This window comes from Pseudomonas sp. GW821-FHT02A11, from assembly GCF_059421985.1.
Genome location: NZ_JBWKWB010000023.1, coordinates 47,379 through 73,206 on the forward strand (window position 1 = coordinate 47,379; position 25,828 = coordinate 73,206).

The following is a 25,828-nucleotide window of genomic DNA, read 5'->3' on the forward strand; positions in this document are numbered from 1 at the left end:
ACAATGCGCGCCTTTCGGCTCTCGGACACCAACCGCCTCAATGCAATGGAATGATCTGGTCATCAATGGAGCCACAACAAGCATGGCTCACCTGCAACCGTTCGAAATGATTTTCGACGTTGCAAGCCAACCGCTCACGGTCCGCTTCGAGTTCGGGTTCCACTGTTTTTCCGACGACAAGGGCAACGGTGAGGCGCTGGTCCATAAAGGCGAACGTCGTTATTTTTGCTCCACGCGATACTTCTGTAGCCGCCAGCTGCGGGACTATATCGACAGACGTTTCATCGACGGCGTAGCGGTGCCTTACAACAGCCGCAAAGGCGGCCAGCGGTACTTTTGCCTGGACCTGCATGAGTACGCGATCTTCTTCTCGATCAGCAAGCCCGCCCAGACAACGAACTACCTTCGGCTTCATGTGATTTCCGCCTACGTCGTTGAAAACTGGGGCCGCCATTCCTTGCCTAGGGGCAAGCCTTATAACGTGCGCTATATCCTGAAACAGCGTAACGAGGGGAAGTCGGTGTAACGGGAAGCAAAAAGCCCCGGAGCTTTCGCACCCGGGGCTTTTGCTGAATCTGAAATCGGCCTGTCCTTTCGGTGTCGCCACCTTATCCTGCTCACGGGCTAGGAGAGCTTTCGCTCCGAAATCGATACCCCTTCAACGAAGGTTCCGGTCTGTATCGACGGCAGCGACTATATCAAACAATCGTGTTCAGGGCTAATCCGCCGCGGCAGACGCAAACAACAGCCTCCAGCTTTTATGGCTTACACTCCGCCCTCATCTCCCAAAGACAAACATCGCCCGACATGTCCCTACCCCCCTCCCTCACGCAACACATGGTCCGCCGCCCTCATCGCATCGCCTTGTTGCAGCATATTGCCGAGCAGGGTTCGATCACGCGGGCGGCGAAGAGCGCGGGGTTGAGTTACAAGGCGGCGTGGGATGCCATCGATGAGCTGAACAATCTGGCGCACAAACCCCTGGTCGAGCGCAGCGTTGGCGGGCGTGGTGGCGGTGGCGCGAAGTTGTCGGAAGAAGGCGAGCGGGTGTTGCGGCTGTATCAGCGTTTGCAGGCATTGCAGACGCAGCTGCTGGAAACGCCGGAAGAATCCAGCGATCTGGCGCTGCTTGGCCGTTTGATGTTGCGCACCAGCGCGCGCAATCAGCTGCACGGCGAGGTGTCGAGCATCACGCCGTTCGGGCGCAACGACATGATCAAACTGGCGCTGGCAGGCGGTCAGTCGATCGATGTGCAGATCACGCACGACAGCACGCTGCGTCTGGAACTGGCACAAGGCACCCATGTGTTCGCACTGATCAAGGCGAGTTGGCTGGAATTGCTGCCGTCCGACCAGCCAGCAACACCTGGATACAATTGCCTGACCGGTGAAATTGAGGAAATTCTCGACGGCGAAGACGGCCCCAGCGAGGTCAGAATCGGCCTGGCCAGCAGTCAAACGCTGTGCGCCGTGGCTGAACCGGATCATCTCAAGGCTTTGAAAATAAAGGCCGGCAGCGAGACTAAGGTGCAGTTCGCGCCGTCCAACGTGCTGATTGGTACGCCGCTTTAATCTCCTTCCACAGGTCGCCTCAAAGGGCCTGCGTCGTCATCGGACGGACACAATAGCGTCATCCGGGCTGAATAAGGTTTGCGCCAAAACCGCAGGAAGCCCGTGATGAAACTGTTAGAAGAAAATCAGTCCACCGACCTCGAAAACCTCGTGCAGCACAGCAAGGTGGGCCTGACCCGCCGTGGTTTCATCAGCGCAGGCGCCCTGTGTGGTGCGGCGATGTTTTTGGGCGGCAACCTGCTCAGCCGCAGTGTGATGGCGGCCAGCGTCAGTGCCGGCAACAGCACCTTGCTCGGCTTCGACAGCATCCCCTCTTCCACCGCCGACAGCATCACGCTGCCTGCTGGTTACAAATCTTCCGTGCTGATCAGCTGGGGCCAGCCCCTTCACGCAGGCGGCCCGGCCTTCGACCCAAGCGGCCGGGGCACGGCCAAGGCGCAGGAGATGCAGTTTGGCGACAACAACGACGGCATGAGCCTGTTCACCTTTCCCGGCGACGACGCCAACAATGCCACCCGCGCGCTGATGGCGATCAACAACGAATACACCAACTATCGCTATCTGTTCGATCACGGCAAAGACCCCCAGTCCGCCGAAGACGTGCACAAGGCCCTGGCCAGCGAAGGGGTGTCGGTGATTGAGGTGAAGCACGAAGGCAGTCAGTGGACGTTCGTGCAAGGCTCGAAATACAACCGCCGCGTGCACGGCAACACGCCAATTCATCTGAGCGGCCCGGCGGCCGGGCATGAATGGCTGAAGACCGCTGCCGACCCAACCGGTAGGACCGTTCTCGGCACCTTCCAGAACTGCGCCAACGGCAAGACGCCTTGGGGCACGTATCTGACATGCGAGGAGAACTTCACTGACTGCTTCGGCAGCAGCGATCCTGCGCAGAAATTCGACGCCGCGGCCAAGCGCTACGGTGTGGTCGCGACCAGCAAGGAAGTGAACTGGCACCCGCACGACGAGCGCTTCGACGTGGCCAAGACCCCCAACGAATTCAATCGCCACGGCTGGGTCGTGGAAATCGACCCGTTCGACCCGAATTCCACCTCGGTCAAACGCACCGCGCTGGGTCGCTTCAAGCATGAAAACGCGGCGATCACCGAAACCAAAGATGGTCGCGTGGTGGTGTACATGGGCGACGACGAGCGCGGCGAGTTCATCTACAAGTTCATCAGCCGCGACAAGATCGATCACAGGAACCCGAAAGCCAATCGCGACCTCCTCGATCACGGCACCCTGTATGTCGCGCAGTTCGATGATGGCGACAGCAACGCCGATCACCCGAAAGGTCAGGGCAGATGGGTCGAGCTGAGCCACGGCAAGAACGGCATCGATGCCTCGAACGGCTTTGCCAATCAGGCTGAGGTGTTGATTCACGCACGGCTGGCGGCGAGCGTGGTAAAGGCCACGCGCATGGACCGCCCGGAATGGATCGTGGTCAGCCCCAAGGACGGGCAGGTCTATTGCACGCTGACCAACAACGTCAAACGCGGCGAAGAAGGCCAGCCGGTGGGCGGGCCGAACCCTCGCGAGAAGAACCAGTACGGGCAGATTCTGCGTTGGCAGGAGACTGGATCGGATGCGGCGTCGATGGATTTCGCGTGGGACTTGTTCGTGGTCGCGGGTAACCCCGGCGTGCATGCCGGCAAACCGCAAGCTGGCTCCAGCAACATCACCCCGCAGAACATGTTCAACAGCCCTGACGGCCTGGGATTCGACAACGCCGGGCGGTTGTGGATTCTGACCGACGGCGATTACTCCAACGCTGGAGACTTTACCGGGATGGGCAATAACCAGATGCTGTGCGCGGACCCGGCGAGCGGCGAGATTCGTCGGTTCATGGTGGGACCTGTGGGTTGCGAGGTCACGGGCATCAGTTTTGCGCCCGACTACAAAGCGCTGTTCGTCGGCATCCAGCACCCCGGCGAGAAGGGTGGCTCGACCTTTCCAGAGCATCTGCCGAACGGCAAACCGCGGTCATCGGTGATGGTGATCACGCGTGAGGATGGTGGGGTCATCGGGGCCTGAGTTACCATGGCTGGCCCGACGCGGCAGCCTGCTGCGCGCAGGAGTCAGCATGGCCCACCCCTTCGAAACACTTACACCCGACCTGGTACTGGATGCCGTTGAAAGCATCGGCTTTGTCAGCGATGCACGCATTCTCGCGCTCAACAGCTACGAGAACCGCGTCTATCAGGTCGGCATCGACGACGGCCAGCCACTGATCGCCAAGTTCTACCGCCCCGGCCGCTGGACCAACGAGGCGATTCTCGAAGAGCACAGCTTCACCGCCGAGCTCGCCGAGGTGGAAATCCCGGTGGTCGCGCCGCTTGTCCACAACGACCAGACCCTGTTCGAACACGCAGGGTTTCGCTTCACCCTCTTTCCCCGCCGCGGCGGGCGTGCGCCGGAGCCGGGCAACCTCGACCAGCTCTATCGTCTGGGTCAGCTGCTGGGTCGCATTCACGCGGTCGGCGCCACGCGGCCTTTTGAGCATCGCGAGGCACTGGCCGTGAAGAACTTCGGTCAGGACTCGTTGAATTACTTGCTGGAAAACGACGTGATTCCGCGCAGCCTGCTGCCTGCCTACTCGTCAGTGGCCAAGGATCTGCTCAAGCGTGTGGAAGATGCCTACGCCGCCACGCCGCACCAGAACATCCGTATGCACGGCGATTGCCACCCCGGCAACATGATGACCCGCGACGAGATCTTCCACATCGTCGACCTGGACGACTGCCGCATGGGCCCCGCTGTGCAGGACATCTGGATGATGCTTGCCGGTGATCGTCAGGATTGTCTGAGCCAGTTGTCGGAATTAATGGACGGCTATAACGAATTTCACGATTTCGACCCGCGCGAACTGGCGCTGGTCGAACCTTTGCGTGCCTTGCGCCTGTTGCATTACAGCGCCTGGCTGGCCCGCCGCTGGGACGATCCGGCTTTCCCGCGCAGCTTTTCCTGGTTCGGCACCGAACGCTATTGGGGCGACCAGGTGCTGGCATTGCGCGAACAGCTGGCGGCGTTGAACGAGGAACCACTCAAGCTGTTTTAAGAAGATCGAACACCCTGTAGCGCCGCTTTGTCGGCGGATGCGAATCATGACGCCGCCGGCACCCCACGCTGCTACAGGCAATCGATTCGTATTGGCCCGTTTCACACGATAAAAAAACTTGCCGAAGGACCACCCATGCAAGCTGCCAACCCGCGTCGCGGGTACATCCTGGGCCTCAGCGCCTACATCATCTGGGGACTGTTCCCGATCTACTTCAAGCTGCTCGCCTCAGTCCCGTCGCTGGAAATCATCGTCAACCGGGCCATCTGGTCGGCGATTTCCGGCTCGCTGCTGTTGCTGGTCTGGAAACACCCCGGCTGGTGGCGTGAGCTGCGCGACAACCCCCGCCGCCTTGCCATCCTCACCTGCAGCGGTGCGCTGATTGCCGCCAACTGGCTGATCTACGTCTGGGCGGTGAACAACAACCACATGGTCGAGGCCAGCCTGGGTTATTTCATCAACCCGCTGATCAACGTGATGCTGGGCATGGTGCTGCTGCGCGAACGGCTGCGGCCTCTGCAATGGGTGGCGGTAATCCTCGCGCTGATCGGCGTGCTGCAGCAGGTCTGGCAAGTCGGCAGCTTGCCGTGGATCTCACTGGCCTTGGCGTTCAGCTTCGGCTTCTACGGGTTGATTCGTAAAAAAGCCCCCGTGGCCGCGCTGCCGGGGCTGGTGGTGGAAACCTGGATTCTCGTGCCACTGGCCGTTGGCTGGCTGCTGTTCAATCCGATGGCCCACAGTGCGCAGCCTGAGTTCTGGACGACTTCCGAAGCGATCTGGCTGGCCGCCGCGGGGCCTGTGACGCTGATTCCCCTGGTGTGCTTCAACGCAGCTGCGCGCGATCTGCCGTACGCAACGCTAGGCTTTCTGCAGTACATCGCGCCCACGCTGGTACTTTCACTGGCGGTACTGATGTTTGATGAACACATGCCATCGGCGACCGTGGTGACCTTTTGCTTCATTTGGGCTGGCCTGATTATCTACAGTGCCGATGCCTGGATGTCCATCCGCCGCAAGGCCCAACACTGATCAGTAAATAACCAGCACGCTGCAGGCCGCGTTTTGTAAGGCCTGCAGCGTGTTTTACGCAGGTTATCCACACCCTCATTCAAGCTATTTGTGCACAAGCCCTTGAATCTGCTGCTTTTTTAATCAAAAACCGCAAAGCCTTGAGAGTAAAGGGCTGCAGGGCAGTATTCGCAGGTTATCCACAGGCAGGCTCAAGGAAAAACGGGATAACTGATCGGCCAAATCTACAGATCCGGCTCTTTCACTGTGGGAGCGAATTCATTCGCGAGACGGCAGTACATTCGATAGATATGTTTTGGATGTACAGGCCAATCGCGAATGAATTCGCTCCTACACAGGGAGTGAGTCAGCCGGTCATTTACTCATCCGTTTTCACCTTCAACTCCACCATCAAATCATCCGCCAAGGTCTCCAGGCGCTTCTGCAACGCCTCCTGCAACAACGTCGGCGGCAATCCCAGCAATGCATTGGCGCGGAACAGCGTCTCGCCGCTCATCGGCGCTGGCTCCACGTTGGTGACCAATTGCTCGACGTTGACCCCCTGCTCGGTCAGCAGCCGCGTGACATCCCGCACGATGCCGGGCCGGTCGGTGCCTACCAGTTCCATGTTGATCGGCTTCCAGTTGCAGGCGGTCTCGATACCGATTTCAGCGAATTGCACGCGAATGCCGTGGGCCGACAAACCTTGTAGGGCATCTCTCAATTCGTGGTGGGCTTGTGCAGGAACATCCACGCGAAGAATTCCGGCGAACTGTCCGGCCATGTGAGTCATACGGCTTTCCAGCCAATTGCCACCGTGATTTGCAATGGTTGCTGCGATCTGTTCGACCAGGCCAGGTTTGTCCGGGGCAAAAACGGTGACGATGAGATGATCCACGGTCGACTCCTTTTGTTTTATAGGTCCGCAAGGCGGATTCAGGCGCCTGCGCGGCTGTGGGCAAGTATAGGCAAGACCTCGCCCTGCGCCCGGATGCTTCCTGAGGAAACAATTTGTGTACGGTTTTGATAATTCTCTGGAACAATTCACAGGTTTTTTGAGAACATCCGTAACCCCGACGTGACTGAACGTGAAAATCCAGTCGCTCGGTGACATATTTAGCCTGATTTTCACACCGCGACTCATCATGTAGTATTCCGCCGCGTCCACTACATAACGTTGGGAAGATGCCTGACCCAGCATCGCCGCTCATCGAAACCTGTTCTGCAAAGCGCACGACGTCTTTTCCTTCAGGTAATCCGGCCCCGGCCCAGCCGCCCGTAAGGGCATGTTCTGGCAAGGGTGAGCAGCGATGTCGATGGCTTAAACAAGAAAGCGCTACAAAGCGCAGATAGCTGAGCAGAGTGAGGCAAGCAATGACTGAACACGTTCAAGTCGGTGGCCTTCAGGTCGCCAAAGTCCTTCTGGATTTCGTAAACAACGAAGCCCTCCCAGGCACCGGCATCCAGGCCGACGCATTCTGGGGCGGTGCCGACAAGCTCATCCACGAGCTGGCGCCGAAGAACAAAGCCCTGCTCGCCAAACGTGACGACTTGCAGGCGCGCATCGATGCCTGGCACCAGTCCAATGCCGGCAAGGCCCACGACGCCACGGCATACAAGGCTTTCCTGCAGGAAATCGGTTATCTGCTGCCAGAAGCGGCGGACTTCCAGATCACGACGCAAAACGTCGATGAAGAAATCGCGTCCATGGCCGGCCCACAACTGGTGGTCCCGGTGATGAACGCCCGCTTCGCGCTGAACGCCTCGAACGCGCGCTGGGGTTCGCTGTACGACGCGCTGTACGGCACCGACGCCATCTCTGAAGCGGGCGGCGCTGAAAAAGGCAAAGGCTACAACAAGGTTCGCGGCGACAAGGTCATCGCTTTCGCCCGCGCCTTCCTGGACGAAGCGGCACCCCTGGCCGCTGGCTCCCACGTCGATTCCACCAGCTACAAGATCGTCGACGGCGTGCTGATCGTCGGCTTGAAGGGCGGCAGCAACACCGGTCTGCGTGACGACGCGCAGCTGATTGGCTTCCAGGGCGACGCCTCGGCACCGACCGCCATTCTGCTCAAGCACAATGGCCTGCACTTCGAAATCCAGATCGACGCCACCAGCCCCGTCGGCCAGACCGACGCTGCAGGCGTCAAAGACGTGCTGATGGAAGCCGCGCTGACCACCATCATGGATTGCGAAGACTCCATCGCCGCCGTAGACGCCGACGACAAAGTGGTGGTCTACCGCAACTGGCTGGGTCTGATGAAGGGCGACCTGTCCGAAGAGGTCTCAAAGGGCGGCACGAGCTTCACCCGCACCATGAACCCGGACCGCGTCTACACCTCGCCAAACGGCGATCCGGTGACGCTGCATGGCCGTTCGCTGCTGTTCGTGCGCAACGTCGGTCACTTGATGACCATCGACGCGATCCTCGACAACCAAGGCAATGAAGTGCCGGAGGGCATTCTTGACGGCCTGCTGACCAGCCTCGCGGCGATCCACAACCTCAAGGGCAACACCTCGCGGGCCAACAGCCGCAAAGGTTCGCTGTACATCGTCAAACCGAAGATGCACGGCCCGGAAGAAGCGGCGTTCACCAATGAGCTGTTCGGTCGCATCGAAGATGTGCTGAGCCTGCCGCGCAACACGCTGAAAGTCGGAATCATGGACGAGGAACGCCGCACCACGGTCAACCTCAAGGCCTGCATCAAGGCAGCCAGCGAGCGCGTGGTGTTCATCAACACCGGCTTCCTGGACCGCACCGGCGATGAAATCCACACCTCCATGGAGGCCGGCCCGGTCGTGCGCAAGGCGCAGATGAAAGCCGAGAAGTGGATCGGCGCGTACGAAAACTCCAACGTCGACATCGGCCTCAAGTGCGGCCTGCAAGGGCGTGCGCAGATCGGTAAAGGCATGTGGGCCATGCCGGACCTGATGGCCGCGATGCTGGAGCAGAAAATCGCTCATCCGCTGGCCGGTGCCAACACCGCTTGGGTGCCGTCGCCGACCGCAGCGGCGCTGCATGCGTTGCACTATCACAAGGTCGATGTGTTCGCGCGCCAAGCCGAACTGGCGCAGCGTGCGCCTGCAGCGGTCGATGACATCCTGACCATCCCGCTGGCACCGAATACTGACTGGACCCCTGAAGAGATTCAGAACGAACTGGACAACAACGCTCAAGGCATCCTCGGTTATGTGGTGCGCTGGATCGACCAGGGCGTGGGTTGCTCGAAGGTGCCGGACATCAACGATGTGGGCCTGATGGAAGACCGAGCGACTCTGCGCATCTCCAGCCAGCACATCGCCAACTGGCTGCGTCATGGCGTGGTCAATGAGCAGCAGGTGATGGAAAGCCTCAAGCGCATGGCGCCGGTGGTCGACCGTCAGAACGCCAACGACGCGCTGTATCGCCCGCTGGCGCCAGACTTCGACAGCAACATCGCTTTCCAGGCAGCGGTCGAACTGGTGATCGAAGGTACCCAACAGCCTAACGGCTACACGGAGCCGGTGCTGCATCGCCGTCGACGTGAGTTCAAGGCCAAGAACGGCCTGTAATCCGGCCATAAAAAAAGGCGGTGCGTCCAAGGACACACCGCCTTTTTTATTGCCATCGTCGCGCAGTCTCCCTGACTAACAATGGTCTACCTGTGGGAGCGAATTCATTCGCGAGGCGGTTTTATATCCGACAAATATGTATCGAATGTACCGACCTCTCGCGAATGAATTCGCTCCTACAGAATCCGGGAACACCTCAACACCTGAGTCGTTCGCCCCCTCGGAGGGAAATGCGTCACTCTACGACATCCCCAACTCCCGCTTCACCAACCTTAGCAACTGTTTGGTGTTGATCGGCTTGAGCAAAAAGTCCACGACACTCAGGTGCATTGCATCGATCGCGTCGCGCACATGGGCGTCGCCCGAGACGATGATGATCGGCAAGGCTGCCCGGTCCGAATCGCGCACCTGTCGGATCAGGTCCAGACCGTCGCACGGCGCCATCCGCAGATCGGTGATCAGCAGCGCAATGGACGGTCGAGTCTCAAGCAAGAGCATGGCACTGGTGCCGCCCGCAGCCGTAATACAGCTGATGTCGTTCAGACTGAGGATTTCGGCGAGTATTTCCCGTGCATCCTTGTCGTCGTCGACGATCAGCACCCGTTGTGGCGATTGTGATGGAGGCGCCAGCATGACCTCATTGAGGGCTTCGCGCTCTTCATCACTCAAAATGTCGTGATCGAACATACCCGTCTCATCTTCCCGTCGACTTCATTCTGACAGCGCAAACAGACTGAATACGCTGCACACCTTAGAGCTTCCTGCCAGGCCATTGCGGCCGCTGCTTCATGCGGTTTTACACCACGCCTCCCTGCACTCCAACGCCTTTTGCGTTGCCTAAGACTTACGTCCAATGGGCACTGCCCGATAAGCGGTCGACCATGGAGCCATAAAAACAAGCGGTATCGGTCATGAGCAAAGCGGACGCTTACACCCAGGCAGGCAAAACAGCCGTGTTGCAGAACATCCACGGCACCATGCAATTCCTGCAAAAATTCCCGCCATTCAATCAGATGGAGAACGCTCACCTCGCCTATCTGGTTGAACAGTGCCAGCTGCGTTTCTACGCTACGGATGAGAGCATCATCAAGCCTGGCGATGGGCCAGTAGAGCACTTTTACATCGTCAAACAGGGCCGCGTGGTCGGGGAACGCCCACACTCCGCGAAGGGTGGCACTGAAACCACGTTTGAAATCACCACCGGCGAATGTTTCCCGCTGGCGGCCTTATTGGGCGAACGCGCCACGCGCACCGAGCATCTGGCGGCCGAAGACACGTTCTGCCTGCAACTGAACAAACAAGCCTTCATCAAGCTGTTCGCACTCTCCAGCACCTTCCGCGACTTCGCCCTGCGCGGCGTCAGCAGCCTTCTCGAACAGGTGAATCAGCAAGTAAAGCAGAAGGCCGTGGAAACACTCGGCACACAATACTCACTGAACACCCGCTTGGGGGAGCTGGCGATGCGTCACCCGGTGACCTGTGCGCCGGAAACGCCACTGCGCGAAGCCGTGAAGCTGATGGATGAGCAGCAGGTTGGCAGCATCGTGATTGTCGACGAGGCCAAGGCGCCGCTGGGGATTTTCACCCTGCGCGACTTGCGCCAAGTGGTCGCAGACGTAAACGCCGACTTCGGTCAGGCGATCCAGCACAGCATGATTCAAGCGCCTTTCTATTTAAGCCCGGACGCCAGCGCCTTCGACGCGGCGATCGCCATGACCGAGCGGCACATCGCCCACGTCTGCCTGGTCAAGGATCAGCGGCTGTGCGGCGTGGTCTCCGAGCGCGACCTGTTTTCCTTGCAGCGCGTGGACTTGGTGCATCTGGCGCGGACCATCCGCAACGCCCCGCGCATCGACTCACTGAGCAACATGCGCGGCGACATCGTGCAGCTCGTCGACCGCATGCTCGCCCATGGCGCCTCGTCGACGCAGATCACCCAGATCATCACCCTGCTCAACGACCACATGGTCTGCCGGGTCATCGAGCTGACGCTGGAAGAAAAAGGCGACCCGGGCATCCCGTTCAGCTGGCTGTGCTTCGGCAGCGAAGGCCGTCGCGAGCAGACGCTGTACACCGATCAGGACAACGGCATTCTGTTCGAAGCCAGGGACGCCGCCGAAGCCGCCGAGATTCGCGGGCGACTGCTGCCGATTGCCGAGCGCATCAACCAAGGCCTCGCGCTGTGCGGCTTTGCGCTGTGCAAGGGCGGGATCATGGCCAGCAACCCCGAGCTGTGCCTGTCGCGGATCGAGTGGGCGCGGCGCTTCGGCGCGTTCATTCGCGAGGCGACCCCGGAAAACCTGCTGGCTTCGAGCATTTATTTCGATTTGCGGGTGGCCTGGGGCGATGAAAGCGGCGGCGAGCAACTGCGGCAAAGCATTCTGGCGCAGGTCGCCGACAACCGCCTGTTCCAGCGCATGATGGCCGACAACGCCTTGCGCCAGCGCCCGCCGGTCGGGCGCTTCAAGGATTTCGTCGTGGCGCGCAAAGGCAGTGAAAAAGACACGCTGGACCTCAAGACCCAAGGCCTGACGCCCTTCGTCGATGGCGCGCGCTTGCTGGCGCTGGCCAACGGTGTGGCCGCCAACAACACACTGGAGCGCCTGCGCCAACTGGTGGCCAAGGAAGTCATCGACCCGCTGGACGGCGCGGCCTATGAAGAGGCTTATCACTTCATTCAGCAGACCCGCATGCAGCAGCATCAGCAGCAGAGCCGACAGAATCTGCCGTACACCAACCGGATCGACCCCGACGTGCTCAATCATCTGGACCGCCGCATTTTGCGTGAATCATTCCGCCAGGCGCAGCGCCTGCAATCCAGCCTGACCCTGCGTTATCAACTGTAAAGCGACCGATCGATGAACCTGTTTCAGTGGCTCAAACCCACCAAACGCAGCAAAGCGCCGGATCTGACACCAGAGCAGCTGCAGCGCCTGAGCGACCTGCCCCGCGCCCCCGCGCTCAGCGAAAACCCGCTGCGTCAGCAGCGTTGGGTCGTGCTGGACCTGGAAACCAGCGGCCTGAACATGAACCGCGATGAAGTGCTGTCCATCGGCGCGGTGGTCATCGAGGACGGCGCCATCAATCTCGGTCAGCTGTTCGAACGCACTCTGCTGCGCACTGATCACAAACTCAGCCCCAGCGTGCTCATTCACGGCCTGGCGCCCAGCGCGATTGCAGCGGGCAGCGAGCCGGTGGAAGCGCTGCTGGATTTCATGGAGTTCGTCGGCGACAGCCCGCTGCTGGCGTTTCATGCGCCGTTCGATCAGCACATGATCTGCCGCGCCTTGAAGGAAAGCCTGGGTTACAAACTGCAGCACCCGTTTTTCGACGTGGCTGAGATCGCCCCGCTGCTGTGTCCACAGGCCTGCCTGCGCCAGGCGGGGCTGGACGACTGGACCGCCTTCTTTGGCCTGCAAGCGGAAGAGCGGCATCACGCGAGCGCCGATGCACTGGTGACGGCCGAGTTGGCGCTGATCCTGTTCAGCCATGCGCGACGGCAGGACATGGACAGCCCCGTGCGATTGGAGCAATGCCTGAGCAAGTGGCGTCGGCGGCAGCAGTCGCATTCTTTCTAAAGGACATACGCACCCTCTCGGCGATACCTGAATCCCTGTGGGAGTGCCAAGAACGTATTCCCACACGCTCCGCCCCCAATTCCTACAGCTACCGTTCAGCTCCTTTCGATAAGCGCCAATTGCCAGCATTCATGGGCTCTGCCACAATCGCGAATAGTTCTCGTTAGTTACTTTGTTCTCTTCGGTGCGCACGTGTCGTCATTCCAAAGTCCTCAACATCAGCTTGTCGGCACGCTCTATCGCGACCATCGCAGCTGGTTACTGGCCTGGCTGAAGCGCAACGTCGCCTGTCCGCACCGCGCCGAAGACCTGAGCCAGGACACCTTCATACGCCTGCTGGGCCGCGAGCAACTGGATGCGCCGCGCGAACCGCGGGCATTTCTCGTGCAGGTGGCCAAGGGGCTGCTGTTCGACTATTTCCGTCGAGCGGCGCTGGAGCAGGCTTATCTCAACGAACTGATGCTTGTTCCGGAGGGCGAACAGCCTTCGCTGGAAGAGCAACTACTGATCCTCGAAGACCTCAAAGCCATCGACCGGATGCTCGGCAAGCTGTCGAGCAAAGCGCGGGCTGCGTTCCTGTACAACCGTCTGGACGGCATGACCCACGCTGAAATCGCCGAAAAAATCGGCGTTTCCGTGCCTCGCGTCCGCCAGTATCTGGCCCAGGGCATGCGTCAGTGCTACATCGCGCTGTACGGCGAGCCGACATGAGCATCCCCACCCGCCCTGTTTCATCGAAAGTGCTCGACGCCGCCATTGCCTGGCAACTGTGCCTGGATTGCGGCCAGGGCAGCGACGCCGAGCGCGAGGAATTCGCCAAGTGGTACGCCGCCAGCGACGAACACGCCCGCGCGTGGATGCAGTTGGGCATGCTCGACCAACGCTTTGTCGGCACCACCGGGCCTGCGCGCTCGGCATTGATACGTTCGCACGAAGGTATCAGCCGACAGATGCGTAACGTGGGCCGCGGCGTCGCCGGGTTCGCTTTGGCGCTGGGGCTGACGCTGTTTATGGGCGACCGCTTCCTGCCGGTGAACTACTGGCTGGCGGATCAACGCACGGCGACTGGCGAGCAGCGCACCATTCGGCTTTCGGACAACACGCTGATTCGCCTGAACACCCACAGCGCGCTGGACGTGAAGTTCGACGGCAAACAGCGTCGTGTCGTGCTGCAGGAAGGCGAAATCTTCGTCGAGACCGGCAGCCATGAAGACCCGAGGCCCTTCATCGTCGAAACCGCTGAAGGGCAAATGCGCGCCCTGGGTACGAAGTTTCTGGTCAAACGCCGCGACGACGGCACGTTGCTCAGTGTGCTGCAGTCGGCGGTCGCGGCACACCCGCAGGCTGCTGACAACGAACTCATCCTGCGTGAAGGCCAGCAGATGCTGATCCAGCGCCACAGCCTTGGTCCGATGGTCGCCATTGCCCCCGGCGCCGATGCCTGGCTGCGCGGCATGCTGGTGGTGGACAACGCGCCGCTCAAGGAGGTGATCGCCGAGTTGGGGCGTTATCGCTCAGGTTATCTGGGGGTTGCGTCGGACGTCGCCGATCTGCGCATCACCGGCAGCTTCCCGCTCAACAACACCGACCTGGCGCTCAAGGCGCTGATGCCTACGCTTCCCGTGGAAATCGAACAGCGCACGCATTGGTGGGTGACGGTGGTGGGCAGCGACGCCCGGCAAACCCGGAAGCTCTAGGTCACTGCAATCCCCTGTGGGAGCGAATTCATTCGCGAGACGTCGGTACATTCGGCAAATCTCCATTAGATGCACCACCGTTTCGCGAATGAATTCGCTCCCACAAAGGGTGGCCCGTTGTAAACCTTGCCGAACGGCCCGAATTGTAAATCTAAATTATTTTCGATTCGGCCCTATCACTTTTCTAATCTCGTTCGGCACATAGGCATTGAGAACCATTGCACTCAGGAGCCGACCATGTCCCGCACGCTTCAAACCCTTCTGCGACCACGCCTGCTGGCCGTTGCCGTCGCCCTCGCGACCCCGCTGGCCAGCACCCAACTGCTGGCGGCCTCCCAGGCGTCCAGCGTTCGCGCATACAACCTGCCCGCCGCGCCGCTGTCGACCACGCTGACCCAGATCGCCAGCCAGGCCGGCATCGCCCTGTCGCTGGACCCATCGCTGGCAGCCGGCCGTACCTCGGCGCCGGTTCAGGGCCAATTCGACGCACCGGGCGCAATGGCCCAGGCGCTGCGCGGCACCGGTTTGCAACTGAGCCAGACCACCGCAGGCACCTACAGCCTGGTGGCGGCTCCTGAAGGCGTGATGGCGCTGCCGGAGACCAGCATTCAGGGTCGTCAGGACAGTTTCGAAAGCGCGTGGGGGCCTGCAGAAGGCTACGCCGCCACTCGCACGGCCGCTGGTACCAAAACCGACACCGCAATCGCCGAAGCGCCTCGTTCGATCTCCGTCGCCACGCGCCAGCAGATGCAGGACCGCGCCGTCCAGAACCTCGACGACGCCGTTCGCTACATGCCAGGCGTGGTCGCCAGCAGCTACGGCAGCGACAGCCGCGCCGAGTGGCTGAAAATCCGGGGTTTCGAGCCGACCCAGTTCCTCGACGGCCTGCCGTTGCCCAAAGGCGCGTACGTGATGCCGAAGATGGAAACCTGGGACCTGGAGCGCGTGGCCGTGCTGCGTGGCCCGGCGTCTTCGGTGTATGGCCAGACCCCACCGGGTGGCCTGGTGGACATGGTCAGCCGCCGCCCACAGGCTGAAGAGAGCCACGAGATTCAGGCGCAGGTCGGCAGCTATAACCGCAAGCAGATCAGCTTTGACAGCACTGGCAAGATTGATGATGCGGACAACTTCGAGTATCGCGTGACGGGGGTGGTTCGCGACAGCGGCACGCAAGTCGATCACATGGACGACAAACGCTACAACATCGCGCCCAGCCTGACCTGGAACATCAACCCGGACACAAAGCTGACCTTACTCAGCATGTTCAACCGTGACGATACAGGGGCTACCAGTCAGTTTCTCCCGATCCAGGGCACTAAATATCCATCCGCCGTTGGCCGTGTCAAATACCACGAGAACTTGGGCGATCCGGACTGGGAATTCTACGACAAGACCTATTACGCACTGGGTTACGCCTTCGAAACCCGCCTGAACGACGTCTGGCAGTTCAAACAGAATCTGCGCTACACCAAGAGCGACCTGTCGTTCCAGACCATCACGTCCGGTGGCTACTTTGGTTCGGTATCGGATGACGGCACCGTTGCTCGCGGCGCGAACGTCGTCAACGAAGACATGAGCCAGTTCGCGCTGGACAACAACTTCCAGGCCGACTTCAGCACCGGTGCGCTCAAGCACACGGTGCTGTTGGGTGCGGACTACCAGCGCATCAACCACAACTACAAGTGGCTGTATGGCAGCGCGCCGTCCAGCAACATTGTCACGCCGATCTACGGTCAGGATTTCAGCAACGTCAGCTATACCGCGTTCCAGAACTACAACCAGAAGACCGACGATTTCGGCCTGTACGTTCAGGATCAGATGGCGCTGGATAACTGGCGTCTGACCCTGGGTGGCCGTCAAGACCTGCTCAAGACCGACACCAGGTTCTACAACAGCAATCAGTCCGATGACCGCACCGACAGCGCGTTCACTGGCAACGCTGCGCTGAGCTATGTCTTCGACTCAGGGTTCACGCCGTATATTTCCTATGCGGAGTCGTTCCAGGCCGAGCAAGGCGGTGCCAATGGCGTAGCCTTCAAGCCGGGCACGGGCAAGCAATACGAAGCAGGTATCAAGTACCAGCCTCCGGGCACCGACCTGTTGTTCACGGCTGCTGCTTATGACCTGACTCGCCGGGACATCGTGCTGAGCGACACCCTGGGTGTCTCGCGCCCGCTGGGTGAAGCCAAGGTGCGTGGTTTCGAACTGGAAGCAGTCGGCAACGTCACCGACAACCTGAAAGTGACCGCGTCCTACACCTACGCCAACAGCAAGATGACCAAAGTCACCGACCCGCTGGACAAGAACCGGCCGCTGCCGCTGACCCCGGAAAACGCAGCCTCGATCTGGGCTGACTACACCTGGCACACCGGCCTGCTGGACGGCTTCGGCCTGGGCTTCGGCGCCCGCTACATCGGCGAAACCGACAACATCGCCATTGGCAGCTACGGTTTCGTTGCCGATTCGAACTACGGCCACAGCAACGCCTATACCGTTTATGACGCTGCCGTTCATTACGATCTGGGTCGCATGACCAACTCGCTCAAGGGTGTGAGCGTGTCGCTGAACGCCAACAACGTCTTCGACAAGGAATACATTTCCACGTGTGACGGCTTCTATTGCTACTACGGTGATCGTCGTAGCGTGCTCGCCAGCGTGGACTACAAATGGTAATCGTTTAAACTTGCAGCACTGTAAACAAGGGCCGCTCGCAACAGCGGCCCTTTTGCTTTCGCTCAACCCGGTACCCGCAACCATGAAGAGCCAAACCATTCGTCGCTGGTCGTTCATCCACACGTGGAGCAGCCTGATCTGCACGCTGTTTCTGCTGATGCTGGCAATCACCGGCCTGCCGCTGGTCTTTCATCACGAGATCGATCATCTGCTGGGCGATGCCCCGCAAATCCGCGAGATGCCCGCCGATACGCCGCGCATGGACCTGCAGCAACTTGTCAAGGCCGCTGAAGCCCATCGTCCGGGCGAGGTGGTTCAGTACTTCGGTTGGGATGAAGACGAGCCCAATGGCATGTATGCCTTCATGGGTAAAACCGCAGGCGGCGACCCGAACGACACCCACACCTTTATGCTCGATGCACGCACGGGCGAAGCCGTTGAAACGCCTTCGGCCAACGGTGGGTTCATGATGGTGATGCTGCGTTTGCACGTCGACATGTACGCGGGTCTTCCCGGCAAGCTGCTGTTGGCCTTCATGGGGCTGCTTTTTGTATTAGCAATTGTTTCCGGCGTGGTGCTGTATGCACCTTTCATGCGTCGACTAGATTTCGCCACCGTACGCCCGAACAAATCCACGCGCGTGCGCTGGCTCGACCTGCATAACCTGATTGGCGTGGTCACCCTGACCTGGGCATTCGTCGTCGGCCTGACCGGCGTGCTCAATGCCTGCGCGGACCTTGTCATCGCGCAATGGCGCAACGATGCGCTGGCGGCCATGGTCGCGCCCTACCAGAACGCTCCGCCCCTGACCGACCGCGCCCCGGCCACGCGCCTGCTGGAAATCGCCAGACAGACCGTTCCCGGCACCGAGCCGTCGTTCATTGCGTTCCCCGGCACGCGTTTCTCCAGCGAGCATCACTACGCGGTGTTCATGAAGGGCAGCACCCACCTGACCTCGCACTTGCTGACACCCGTGCTGATCGACGCCAGCGACCTCAAGGTCACCGCCATCGTCAACAGCCCGTGGTATCTGGACGCCCTGCTGCTGTCGCAACCGCTGCACTTCGGCGATTACGGCGGCATGCCGATGAAAATCCTGTGGGGCATCCTCGACGTTCTGACCATCATCGTGCTCGGCAGCGGCCTGTACCTGTGGTGGGTGCGTCGGCGCGCGGCGGCGACCGTCAACATGCCTGAGGCGGTGCAAGCGACATGACTCGACACAAGAAGCACCCGGCATTCTGGAAAACCTTCGGCAAACCGACCTGGATCGCCCTGCTGACGGCGGCGGGCCTGTTCGCCGCGCTGTTGGGCGACGGCGCCTGGGATGTGCTGTCGTGGATCGGCATGGGCATTCCGGCGTGGCTGAGCATCAAGGGGCTGATGGTGCGACGCCGGGCGTGACATCCGATCAATCGTCTCTGACGTGACGTTCCAAGAGTCGCGCCCCCAACGATATATTGCGCCGCGAGAGGCCTCTGACTAGTCTTAGCGCCAGTCCGAACAGAGGAATGTCCATGTCTGCTCCCAGCATGACGCTGTACTACAACGCAGCTTCGCCCTTCGCGCGCAAGGTGCTGATTTTGCTTCACGAAACCGGACAGACCGCACGAGTCGGCCTCAAGCCCGTTACTGTCACCCCAGTCAGTCCCGATGCCGAAGTCTGCCGCGACAACCCGTGCGGCAAGATCCCGGCCTTGCGCCTGGCCGATGACAACGTGATCCACGACAGCCGGGTGATTCTCGATTACCTGGACCATCAACACGTCGGCAACCCGCTGATTCCCCGTGAGGGCTCGGCGCGCTGGCGGCGTCTGACCCTGGCCTCGCTGGCGGATGCTGTGCTCGATGCCGCCGTGCTGATCCGCTACGAAACCTTCCTTCGTCCCGAAGAGAAACGCTGGACCGACTGGGTCGACAATCAGGGCGAAAAGATCTCCCGCTCCCTGTCGTACTTCGAAACCGAAGCGGTCACCGAGCTGAGTTCCCATTTCGATATCGCCTCGATCAGCCTGGCTTGCGCGCTGGGTTACCTGGACTTCCGTCAGCCGAACCTGGGCTGGCGCAGCAGCCATCCCCGGCTGGCCAGCTGGTATTACGAAGTCAGTCAGCGGCCGTCGATGCTGGAGTCCCAGCCGCCTGCGTGATTGGCATTGAGGTCATCGCAAATCCTGTGAGAGCACCTGACTTCTGTGGGAGCGAATTGATTCGCGAATCGTTTTGCAAACGGTACATCTCTGTGAGATGTACCGCCCCCTCGCGAATCAATTCGCTCCCACAGTCATTCAACGTGAGCCAGTGAGTGATTTCGGCGGACAGATCACGCCCCATCCGCTGATCCTCGCGCAACCCCAACCAGTTACTCATGACCCACCTCGGGCGAGGCTTTGGCCGGCTTGGCCGAGCGCTGGGCGATTGCGTACCAGTCCAGCTCGCGAGTCAGCACCATGACCACCGCCAGAAGGCCGAACATCAGCAAAGCCCCCATCAGCAACGCATAATCCTCAGCGCCGAGCAGCCCATAGAGCAAGGCGTACAGCGCCCCCAAGCCTGCACCGAACCCAAGGCCATGGGTCACGCTGCGCAGCACATGACAGACGTAAAAAGTGATCAGCGAAACGCAAGCCGTGGCCGACAGCAAATACGCCAGATCGAAACCGATGTGCTCGGACAGTGACAACAACAGCAGGTAAAACAGCGCCAGCGACGCGCCGACCATCGCGTACTGGATCGGGTGCACAGCCAGGCCCTTCAACACTTCGAACAGCAGGAAACCGGCAAACGTCAGGGCAATGAACAGCAGCGCGTATTTGATCGAGCGGTCGGCCTTCAAGTAGTGGTCCACGGGTGAAATGAAGCTGACACCGAAGCTGCGCGCCTTGAACTCCTCGCACACCTGATTGGAGGCGCAAGCGTTAAGGATTTCCTGCAAATTCGTGGAGAAAAACGTCGTTTGCCAAGTAGCGCTGAACCCCGTTTCAGTAATCCCGCGGCTGGTCGGCAGGTAGTTGCCGATGAAGCTGGGGTGCGGCCAGTTCGCGACCAGATTGACGACACTCGACTTGCCGACGGGCGTGACCTGAAACTGCCCCGTGCCTTGCAGGCGAATGTTGAAGGCGAAGTTCAGGCGTTTCTCGTCGACGCCAGTCTCCATGGGCAGAGTGGCGCTGACGCCTTCGCCGAGCAACGGCACATCCGTGCCGGGTACGAAGTCCTCTTCCTGATCATTGAGTGTCAGTTTCAGTGAATTTTCGATACCACGAACGTCCGAGATCCCGACGGCCAGAAAGGGTTGGTCGAACTGATAGTCGGCGAAGTCGTCACCGAGCCCGAAGTGCTGCGGTAGGACGAAATGGCCGCTGACCTTGTTGTCCGCGTGGTACAGCCGCGCTTCATAAATGCCGCGCGACCGCACTTCGGTCTGCACATCGCCATCGAGCTGGAACTGCTCGGGGAGAAAATACAGCCGGCCTCTTTCCTCAACCGTCTCTTGGTAACGCACCGGGCTTTCGGCGTTGGGTTTCCACACCTTGGTGAACTTGCGGTAAGGGACGATCAAGAGCGGCCCGCTCAGTTGCTGGCTGTAACTGGAGCTGCGGGCGATGTCGTGCAGCACCTCGTTTCGGCGGATCTGCCGATCCTGAATCAGCCCGTTGATCATCATCAGCGCAATCAACAACAGCAGGATGAGCAGCCCGATCATCCCCAGCTTGTACAGCGTCATGCCTTTGTTCATGGAACTCTCCCCGTGTTTGATGGGGCGAGTGTGGGAGGCGGGTGTGGAACGATGATGGGGCGAATGTGGAGATTGTGTGGAAATACGTTGTGCGCGACCAAACCTGTGGGAGCGAATTCGTTCGCGAGACGGTGCTGCATCTGATGGACATCTATCTAATGGAGCGGCCTCTCGCGAATGAATTCGCTCCCACAGAGGGATAAATCGGTGGAGATCAGGACAGCCAGAGGCTCACTAGAACGCCGCCTTCGACATTGCCAATCTGCAGCGCGCCGCCATGCAGCTGCATCACCTCCTCGACAAAATTCAGGCCCAGGCCGGTGCTCTTGCGGCCGCTGTCGGGCCTTGGCAGGGAATAGAAGCGCTCGCTCAAGCGGGGCAATGCGTAATCAGGGATGGGCTCGGCGTTGTTGAAGAGACACACCTTCAATTGCCCGGCGTCGCGCTCGGCCACCCAGCGCAACGTGCCGTGATCAGGGGTGAAATCCAGCGCGTTTTCCAGCAGGTTGGCCAATGCCTGACGCAACAGAAAACGCTCGCCAGTGACTTTCAGATCGGCGGGGATCAGTTGATCGACGCTGAGCTGCTTGCGCTCGATCCGCGCGCCTTGGGCGCTCAGCAGCTGATTGATCAAATCGGCGAGCGGCACGGCGACATGCTCTTCCAGTGCCTGGCGTTGCTCGACCATCGCCAGATTCAACAGCCGCTCGATCAACTGCTGGACGCGCGCGCTCTCGCTGTCGATGTTGCCGATGAAGCGTCGGCGCTGCTCGATGGGCATGTCTTCGTGGAGTAATTCCGCCGCCCCGCGAATGGCGGCCAAAGGGCTTTTCAGTTCGTGGGTCAGGGTGTGCACATAGCGCTCGACATAGGCCTTGCCTTCGAGCTGGGTGCGCATGTGTTCGACCGCCGCCGACAGCTGTCGCAGCTCGCCGCCGCGATAATGCGGCAGCTCGACCCGACGCCCTTCGCTCACGGCCTGCGCGTAACCCGTCAAGCGCCGCAGCGACTTGCTCAGCCACCACGACAACAGCCCGGCAAACAGAAGCCCCAGCACCACGAGCCCCGCGCCATACCACAGCAGGCGTCGCTCGGTGCGGTCGACATAGGGCTGCAACGAGCTGTTGGGCTTGGCGACCGTGACCACGCCGATGATCTGGCCGTTGTCCCGGATCGGCGCGCCGACATGCATGACCGATGTGTTGGGGTCGTTCGGATCGCTGCGGGTCGAGCGCGCGCCGTACTGGCCACGCAGGGTCAGCAACACGTCGTTCCAGCGCGAGTAGTCCTGGCCCACGGCCTCGCCGCTGGAATCGAGCAAGACGATGCCTTTGGCGTCGGTGACGTAGATGCGGTTATTGACCTGATTCTTCGGCATGCCCCAGATCGTCGCGCCGGGTTGGCGCAGGCCGTAGGCTTTGAGCACGTCGGGGAAGTGGCTCTGGCTCAGGGTGCCGTTGGCAACGTCTGCGCGCAGCACTTCGGCCAGCAGGTTCGCGGTGTCGACCAGGGTTTCTTCGGTTGACTGCCGCACGCCGGGGCGCACTTCCTTCATCACGGTGTTGAGGACGAAGTAGCCGGTCAGGCCAATAAACAGCGCATAGACCAGAAAGATCCGGATGCCCAGGCGCATCAGCTACGGTCCGGGCTGTAGCTGTATCCCAGGCCGCGATGGGTCTGGATCGGCTCGGCGTCAGCGGCAATCATGCGCAGCTTGGCGCGCACGCTTTTGATGTGGCTGTCGATGTTGCGCTCATAACCGACATCACTCGGCACCCCGACGGCATCGAGCAGTTGCTCGCGACTGAACACCCGTTGGGGTTGCTCCAGCAAGCAGTGCAGCAGGCGAAATTCGTGTCGCGTGAGGGTTAGCGGCTGACCGCGATAGCTGATCAAGACGCGATCAACATCGATCAAAAAATGACCATTACTGGCAGGTGAGGCTTCAGGTCGAGGCGCCATGCGTTTGAGGATCGCCCTGACCCGCGCGGTGACTTCCCGAGGGCTGAAGGGCTTGACCACGTAGTCGTCAGCCCCGATCTCAAGGCCCACCACGCGATCGATTTCGCCATCGCGGGCGCTCAGAAACATCACAGGAACTTCGCTGAAACGGCGCAGTTGCTTGCAGGTTTCGAAACCACTGATGTCCGGCAAACCGATGTCGAGGATGATCAGGTCGGCGGGGGTCGTGCGCTGATGCTCGACGGCGGCCTGCCCCAGGGTCAGCCATGTGGTGCTGAAACCCTCGCCCTGCAAGGCATAGACGAGGGTGTCGGCGATAGCGGCTTCGTCTTCGACAATCAGAATGTGGGGCATGGCATCCGAGCACTTGGCATAAAGCCGGAACGGTGCCGGATATCAGCCCTGCACGTCAATCAGCACGGTCTTTTTAACACTCGGGTTTGTCGGCGGTGTAACGACGCGCCGGGTTCACCGCCGCGCCGAACTCGCGCAATGCCTTGGCGCCGATCAACAGCGGGTAGTTGAAGTGGCTGCGGTCTACCAGATTGACCTCGACGGTACGCTTGACGTCGCCCAGGCACAGCTCAAGGTCCACCACCGGACGTTTGGTCGGATCGACCGGCTCGTCGTCATCATCACCATCGGAGCGACCCTTGATGCGGCTGATGCGCGAAACCTTGTGCTCATACACTTTGTTGTCGGCGTCCTTGGTGGCCAGACGGAAGCGCACCCAGTCATCGCCGTCACGCTTGAACAGTTCGATGTCCTTGGCCGACAGCGACGCGGTCAGGGCGCCGGTGTCCATTTTGGCCTTGAAGGTCTCGCCGAATTCGGAGACCTGAATGTACTCGTAGCGACCGTAAATCGTCGGGTCGGCAGCCATGACAGGCAACGCCAGCAGGGACAGAAGCGCCAGAAGGGATTTCACGTAACAGGTTCCTCGCAATGGATGGGCGTTGCACGAGCCCGATTTTAGACCGCAACTTTGCGCATCGTTCGCTTACAAAAGAAGAAGTCGCCGTAACGCGCGGCAAGTGAAACATTTGTCGGCGACGGTCGGATTTGGCTGATGCGACGGACCTGCTTATCATTGCCCGCCCTTCTCATGACCACGAGTGATTTATGCGTCACCTGTTCACCGGAATCGCCGTCACCCTGTTGCTGCTGCTCAACACCCTGGTGCTGTTCGGGCCTCTGATGGTCTTTGCGCTGCTCAAGCTGGTGTTCCAGAGCGAGATGCGCGACCGCTGCTCGTGGGCGGTGATGTGGATCGCCGAAACATGGAGCGAGATCAACAAGCTGATTTTCCGACTCTGCCTGCCGACGCAGTGGGAAGTCACAGGCGACGAAGGCCTGCGCAACGACACCTCGTACCTGGTGATCAGCAACCATCAATCGTGGGTCGACATCCCGGCGCTGGTGCAGTCCTTGAACCGTCGCACGCCCTTCTTCAAATTCTTCCTGAAGAAAGAGCTGATCTGGGTGCCATTCCTGGGCCTGGCCTGGTGGGCGTTGGATTACCCCTTCATGAAGCGCTACACCAAGGCGTTTCTGGCGAAGAATCCCGCGCTTAAAGGCAAGGATCTGGAGATCACCAAAGAGGCCTGCGAGCTGTACAAGCGCCAACCCGTGACGGTGGTGAATTACCTGGAAGGCACGCGCTTCACCCCTGCCAAGAGAGCCGAGCAGGCCTCGCCGTACCCTTATTTGCTCAAGCCCAAGGCGGGCGGCGTGGCTTTCGTGCTCGCGGCTATGGGCGAACAGCTCGACGCCGTGCTGGACGTCACCGTGGTCTACCCGAGCGCGCGCATTCCCGGCTTCTGGGACCTGATCTCAGGGCAGGTGCCACGCGTGATCATCGACATCCAGACCCGCGAACTCGACCCCGCATTGTGGCAGGGCGATTACGAAAACGACCCGGTGTTTCGCGAGTATGTGCAGGAATGGGTGAATCGGCTGTGGACTGAAAAGAGTGCGCGGATCGCCGAGCTGCGCGCAGAAGCACCCCGCAACTGACGCCCCATCCATAAATCTGTGGGAGCGAATTCATTCGCGATTGGCCGTTACATCCGCAAGCTATCTATCGGATGTACCACCGTCTCGTCGGAATGCCGTCCAGAATGAATTCGCTCCCACAGGTGCTCCTAAACCGGATGATCGTGCCTACAGGAACTCTGGGCCGGGTTGAATCACTTCGCCCCCCAAACCCCACTCAACGCCGACATTGCCGAGCCGCTCGCGCCCTGCTGCCCCAGGTATTGCAGGATGACGGGGACAAACTGGCCGACCATGCCGCTGTCCATGCCCAGTGCGCCGAACGCCTTGTTTACGTCGCCCATGCTTTGCACGTTGCCCAGCGCGTTATTGACGGCCGACTGGCTGCCGGAGTTGCCGAGCATGCCGCCCAGGCCACCCAGACTGCCCAATGCCGAGGTGCCGGACAGTTGGTCCAGGCCCGGGACTGACTGACTCAATTGCGAGAAGTCGTTGCTCGACAGCTTGTTCTTCGCCAGCCCCAGCAGCGCGCCGGTGCCGCCAACGGCTTGCTGAGGGGTGACATTCAATTGCGTGCCAAGGGTGTTGAGCAGGCCTGCGGTTGCGGGCGCGGCGGTTGCCTTCTGCTGGCCGCCGGTGGCGTTGGAAACGGCGTTCGCCGCGTCGTTCAGGTTGAACGCAAAGACCGGGCTTGCCGCAAGCGCCATCAACGTGACCAACGCTACGTTGCGTGCATTCTTCATTGATACCTTCATTGAACCCACCTCAGTTGCAAGAAACCCGGCGGTGGCCGGACTAGCACGTGTAAAACGTTAACTGCGCGTTGGACCGCTGCCCGATTGGAAGTTCAAACACGGTACCGATAAGGGGGACGATCCAAATCACCCGCGCCACGGCCATCGACCTCCTGCGCAAACACGCGAACTACCACCCCTGCGCTGAAAAACAAGCCGAACGCCAATGAGACGCCGCAGCGCTGTCTGGATACGCTGCACGC

22 protein-coding genes are annotated in these 25,828 nt (G+C 60.4%); 15 read left to right on the top strand and 7 right to left on the bottom strand.

Features of this window, described 5'->3' with window-relative positions; translation table 11 throughout:
- Positions 1-40 precede the first annotated feature (40 nt).
- The 5 genes from AC07V9_RS24030 to rarD all read left to right on the top strand — a co-directional run bounded on the left by AC07V9_RS24030 (position 41) and on the right by rarD (position 5,659).
- A complete protein-coding gene (locus AC07V9_RS24030) occupies positions 41-526 on the top strand; it encodes a YjaZ family protein (protein WP_495018131.1) in 486 nt (161 codons plus the stop codon).
- 281 nt (positions 527-807) lie between these two features.
- A complete protein-coding gene (locus AC07V9_RS24035; protein WP_495018132.1) occupies positions 808-1,572 on the top strand; it encodes a TOBE domain-containing protein in 765 nt (254 codons plus the stop codon).
- 105 nt (positions 1,573-1,677) lie between these two features.
- On the top strand, positions 1,678-3,606 hold the full coding sequence (locus AC07V9_RS24040) for a PhoX family protein (RefSeq protein ID WP_495018133.1): 1,929 nt from the start codon (positions 1,678-1,680) through the stop codon (positions 3,604-3,606).
- A 49-nt stretch (positions 3,607-3,655) separates the two neighbouring features.
- Entirely contained in the window at positions 3,656-4,630 is a 975-nt protein-coding gene (locus tag AC07V9_RS24045) for a serine/threonine protein kinase (protein ID WP_495018134.1), read from the top strand.
- A gap of 135 nt (positions 4,631-4,765) precedes the next feature.
- Positions 4,766-5,659 carry an EamA family transporter RarD gene (gene rarD, locus AC07V9_RS24050; protein WP_495018135.1) on the top strand — a complete coding sequence of 298 codons (894 nt, stop codon included), beginning with the start codon at positions 4,766-4,768 and terminating at the stop codon, positions 5,657-5,659.
- A gap of 358 nt (positions 5,660-6,017) precedes the next feature.
- On the opposite strand, the gene AC07V9_RS24055 is transcribed toward rarD, so the two are convergent.
- Positions 6,018-6,536, bottom strand: coding sequence for a glycine cleavage system transcriptional repressor (locus AC07V9_RS24055; RefSeq protein ID WP_495018136.1), 519 nt, complete (start codon positions 6,534-6,536; stop codon positions 6,018-6,020).
- Positions 6,537-7,012: 476 nt separating this feature from the next.
- Here AC07V9_RS24055 and AC07V9_RS24060 point away from each other — a divergent pair, with 476 nt between their 5' ends.
- The gene (locus AC07V9_RS24060) at positions 7,013-9,190 is read left to right on the top strand and encodes a malate synthase G (protein ID WP_495018137.1); all 2,178 of its coding nucleotides are present in this window, start codon (positions 7,013-7,015) and stop codon (positions 9,188-9,190) included.
- 240 nt (positions 9,191-9,430) lie between these two features.
- Here AC07V9_RS24060 and AC07V9_RS24065 read toward each other — a convergent pair whose 3' ends face one another.
- Positions 9,431-9,877 (bottom strand): response regulator, encoded by a 447-nt coding sequence (locus tag AC07V9_RS24065; protein ID WP_495018138.1) that lies wholly within the window; start codon positions 9,875-9,877, stop codon positions 9,431-9,433.
- Positions 9,878-10,101: 224 nt separating this feature from the next.
- On the opposite strand from AC07V9_RS24065, the gene AC07V9_RS24070 reads away from it, so the two are divergent.
- The 8 genes from AC07V9_RS24070 to AC07V9_RS24105 all read left to right on the top strand — a co-directional run bounded on the left by AC07V9_RS24070 (position 10,102) and on the right by AC07V9_RS24105 (position 19,285).
- Positions 10,102-12,036, top strand: coding sequence for a putative nucleotidyltransferase substrate binding domain-containing protein (locus AC07V9_RS24070; protein ID WP_495018139.1), 1,935 nt, complete (start codon positions 10,102-10,104; stop codon positions 12,034-12,036).
- Between the two features lie 12 nt (positions 12,037-12,048).
- On the top strand, positions 12,049-12,768 hold the full coding sequence (locus AC07V9_RS24075) for a 3'-5' exonuclease (RefSeq protein WP_495018140.1): 720 nt from the start codon (positions 12,049-12,051) through the stop codon (positions 12,766-12,768).
- Between the two features lie 192 nt (positions 12,769-12,960).
- The gene (locus AC07V9_RS24080) at positions 12,961-13,479 is read left to right on the top strand and encodes an RNA polymerase sigma factor (protein WP_495018141.1); all 519 of its coding nucleotides are present in this window, start codon (positions 12,961-12,963) and stop codon (positions 13,477-13,479) included.
- Positions 13,476-14,465 carry a FecR domain-containing protein gene (locus tag AC07V9_RS24085; RefSeq protein WP_495018142.1) on the top strand — a complete coding sequence of 330 codons (990 nt, stop codon included), beginning with the start codon at positions 13,476-13,478 and terminating at the stop codon, positions 14,463-14,465. The genes AC07V9_RS24080 and AC07V9_RS24085 overlap by 4 nt, the downstream gene beginning before the upstream one ends.
- 237 nt (positions 14,466-14,702) lie before the next feature.
- Positions 14,703-17,138: a TonB-dependent siderophore receptor gene (locus tag AC07V9_RS24090; protein ID WP_495018143.1), complete on the top strand. Its 2,436-nt coding sequence runs from the start codon at positions 14,703-14,705 to the stop codon at positions 17,136-17,138.
- An 82-nt stretch (positions 17,139-17,220) separates the two neighbouring features.
- Positions 17,221-18,354, top strand: coding sequence for a PepSY-associated TM helix domain-containing protein (locus AC07V9_RS24095; protein WP_495018144.1), 1,134 nt, complete (start codon positions 17,221-17,223; stop codon positions 18,352-18,354).
- On the top strand, positions 18,351-18,542 hold the full coding sequence (locus AC07V9_RS24100) for a hypothetical protein (protein WP_495018145.1): 192 nt from the start codon (positions 18,351-18,353) through the stop codon (positions 18,540-18,542). The genes AC07V9_RS24095 and AC07V9_RS24100 overlap by 4 nt, the downstream gene beginning before the upstream one ends.
- A 113-nt stretch (positions 18,543-18,655) precedes the next feature.
- Entirely contained in the window at positions 18,656-19,285 is a 630-nt protein-coding gene (locus AC07V9_RS24105; RefSeq protein WP_495018146.1) for a glutathione S-transferase family protein, read from the top strand.
- A 212-nt stretch (positions 19,286-19,497) separates the two neighbouring features.
- On the opposite strand, the gene creD is transcribed toward AC07V9_RS24105, so the two are convergent.
- From creD to rloA2, 4 genes are all read right to left on the bottom strand, one after another.
- A complete protein-coding gene (gene creD / locus AC07V9_RS24110; RefSeq protein WP_495018147.1) occupies positions 19,498-20,874 on the bottom strand; it encodes a cell envelope integrity protein CreD in 1,377 nt (458 codons plus the stop codon).
- A 214-nt stretch (positions 20,875-21,088) separates the two neighbouring features.
- Positions 21,089-22,507, bottom strand: a complete 1,419-nt coding sequence (gene creC / locus AC07V9_RS24115; protein ID WP_495018148.1) for a two-component system sensor histidine kinase CreC — start codon at positions 22,505-22,507, stop codon at positions 21,089-21,091.
- Positions 22,507-23,190, bottom strand: coding sequence for a two-component system response regulator CreB (gene creB / locus AC07V9_RS24120; protein WP_495018149.1), 684 nt, complete (start codon positions 23,188-23,190; stop codon positions 22,507-22,509). The genes creC and creB overlap by 1 nt, the downstream gene beginning before the upstream one ends.
- 73 nt (positions 23,191-23,263) lie before the next feature.
- On the bottom strand, positions 23,264-23,764 hold the full coding sequence (gene rloA2 / locus AC07V9_RS24125) for a retropepsin-like aspartic peptidase RloA2 (protein ID WP_495018150.1): 501 nt from the start codon (positions 23,762-23,764) through the stop codon (positions 23,264-23,266).
- A gap of 194 nt (positions 23,765-23,958) precedes the next feature.
- Between rloA2 and yihG the strand changes: the two genes are divergently transcribed.
- Positions 23,959-24,852 carry a 1-acylglycerol-3-phosphate O-acyltransferase, YihG family gene (gene yihG / locus AC07V9_RS24130; protein ID WP_495018151.1) on the top strand — a complete coding sequence of 298 codons (894 nt, stop codon included), beginning with the start codon at positions 23,959-23,961 and terminating at the stop codon, positions 24,850-24,852.
- Positions 24,853-25,025: 173 nt separating this feature from the next.
- Here yihG and AC07V9_RS24135 read toward each other — a convergent pair whose 3' ends face one another.
- Positions 25,026-25,574, bottom strand: coding sequence for a DUF2780 domain-containing protein (locus tag AC07V9_RS24135; RefSeq protein WP_495018152.1), 549 nt, complete (start codon positions 25,572-25,574; stop codon positions 25,026-25,028).
- Positions 25,575-25,828 lie beyond the last annotated feature (254 nt).

Bases quoted from the DNA above. Each gene is read 5' to 3' on its own strand.
- AC07V9_RS24030 (WP_495018131.1), top strand. From the start codon at position 41: ATGCAATGGAATGATCTGGTCATCAATGGAGCCACAACAAGCATGGCT.
- AC07V9_RS24035 (WP_495018132.1), top strand. From the start codon at position 808: ATGTCCCTACCCCCCTCCCTCACGCAACACATGGTCCGCCGCCCTCAT.
- AC07V9_RS24040 (WP_495018133.1), top strand. From the start codon at position 1,678: ATGAAACTGTTAGAAGAAAATCAGTCCACCGACCTCGAAAACCTCGTG.
- AC07V9_RS24045 (WP_495018134.1), top strand. From the start codon at position 3,656: ATGGCCCACCCCTTCGAAACACTTACACCCGACCTGGTACTGGATGCC.
- rarD (WP_495018135.1), top strand. From the start codon at position 4,766: ATGCAAGCTGCCAACCCGCGTCGCGGGTACATCCTGGGCCTCAGCGCC.
- AC07V9_RS24060 (WP_495018137.1), top strand. From the start codon at position 7,013: ATGACTGAACACGTTCAAGTCGGTGGCCTTCAGGTCGCCAAAGTCCTT.
- AC07V9_RS24065 (WP_495018138.1), bottom strand. From the start codon at position 9,877: ATGTTCGATCACGACATTTTGAGTGATGAAGAGCGCGAAGCCCTCAAT.
- AC07V9_RS24070 (WP_495018139.1), top strand. From the start codon at position 10,102: ATGAGCAAAGCGGACGCTTACACCCAGGCAGGCAAAACAGCCGTGTTG.
- AC07V9_RS24075 (WP_495018140.1), top strand. From the start codon at position 12,049: ATGAACCTGTTTCAGTGGCTCAAACCCACCAAACGCAGCAAAGCGCCG.
- AC07V9_RS24085 (WP_495018142.1), top strand. From the start codon at position 13,476: ATGAGCATCCCCACCCGCCCTGTTTCATCGAAAGTGCTCGACGCCGCC.
- AC07V9_RS24090 (WP_495018143.1), top strand. From the start codon at position 14,703: ATGTCCCGCACGCTTCAAACCCTTCTGCGACCACGCCTGCTGGCCGTT.
- AC07V9_RS24095 (WP_495018144.1), top strand. From the start codon at position 17,221: ATGAAGAGCCAAACCATTCGTCGCTGGTCGTTCATCCACACGTGGAGC.
- AC07V9_RS24100 (WP_495018145.1), top strand. From the start codon at position 18,351: ATGACTCGACACAAGAAGCACCCGGCATTCTGGAAAACCTTCGGCAAA.
- AC07V9_RS24105 (WP_495018146.1), top strand. From the start codon at position 18,656: ATGTCTGCTCCCAGCATGACGCTGTACTACAACGCAGCTTCGCCCTTC.
- creD (WP_495018147.1), bottom strand. From the start codon at position 20,874: ATGAACAAAGGCATGACGCTGTACAAGCTGGGGATGATCGGGCTGCTC.
- creC (WP_495018148.1), bottom strand. From the start codon at position 22,507: ATGCGCCTGGGCATCCGGATCTTTCTGGTCTATGCGCTGTTTATTGGC.
- creB (WP_495018149.1), bottom strand. From the start codon at position 23,190: ATGCCCCACATTCTGATTGTCGAAGACGAAGCCGCTATCGCCGACACC.
- yihG (WP_495018151.1), top strand. From the start codon at position 23,959: ATGCGTCACCTGTTCACCGGAATCGCCGTCACCCTGTTGCTGCTGCTC.
- AC07V9_RS24135 (WP_495018152.1), bottom strand. From the start codon at position 25,574: ATGAAGAATGCACGCAACGTAGCGTTGGTCACGTTGATGGCGCTTGCG.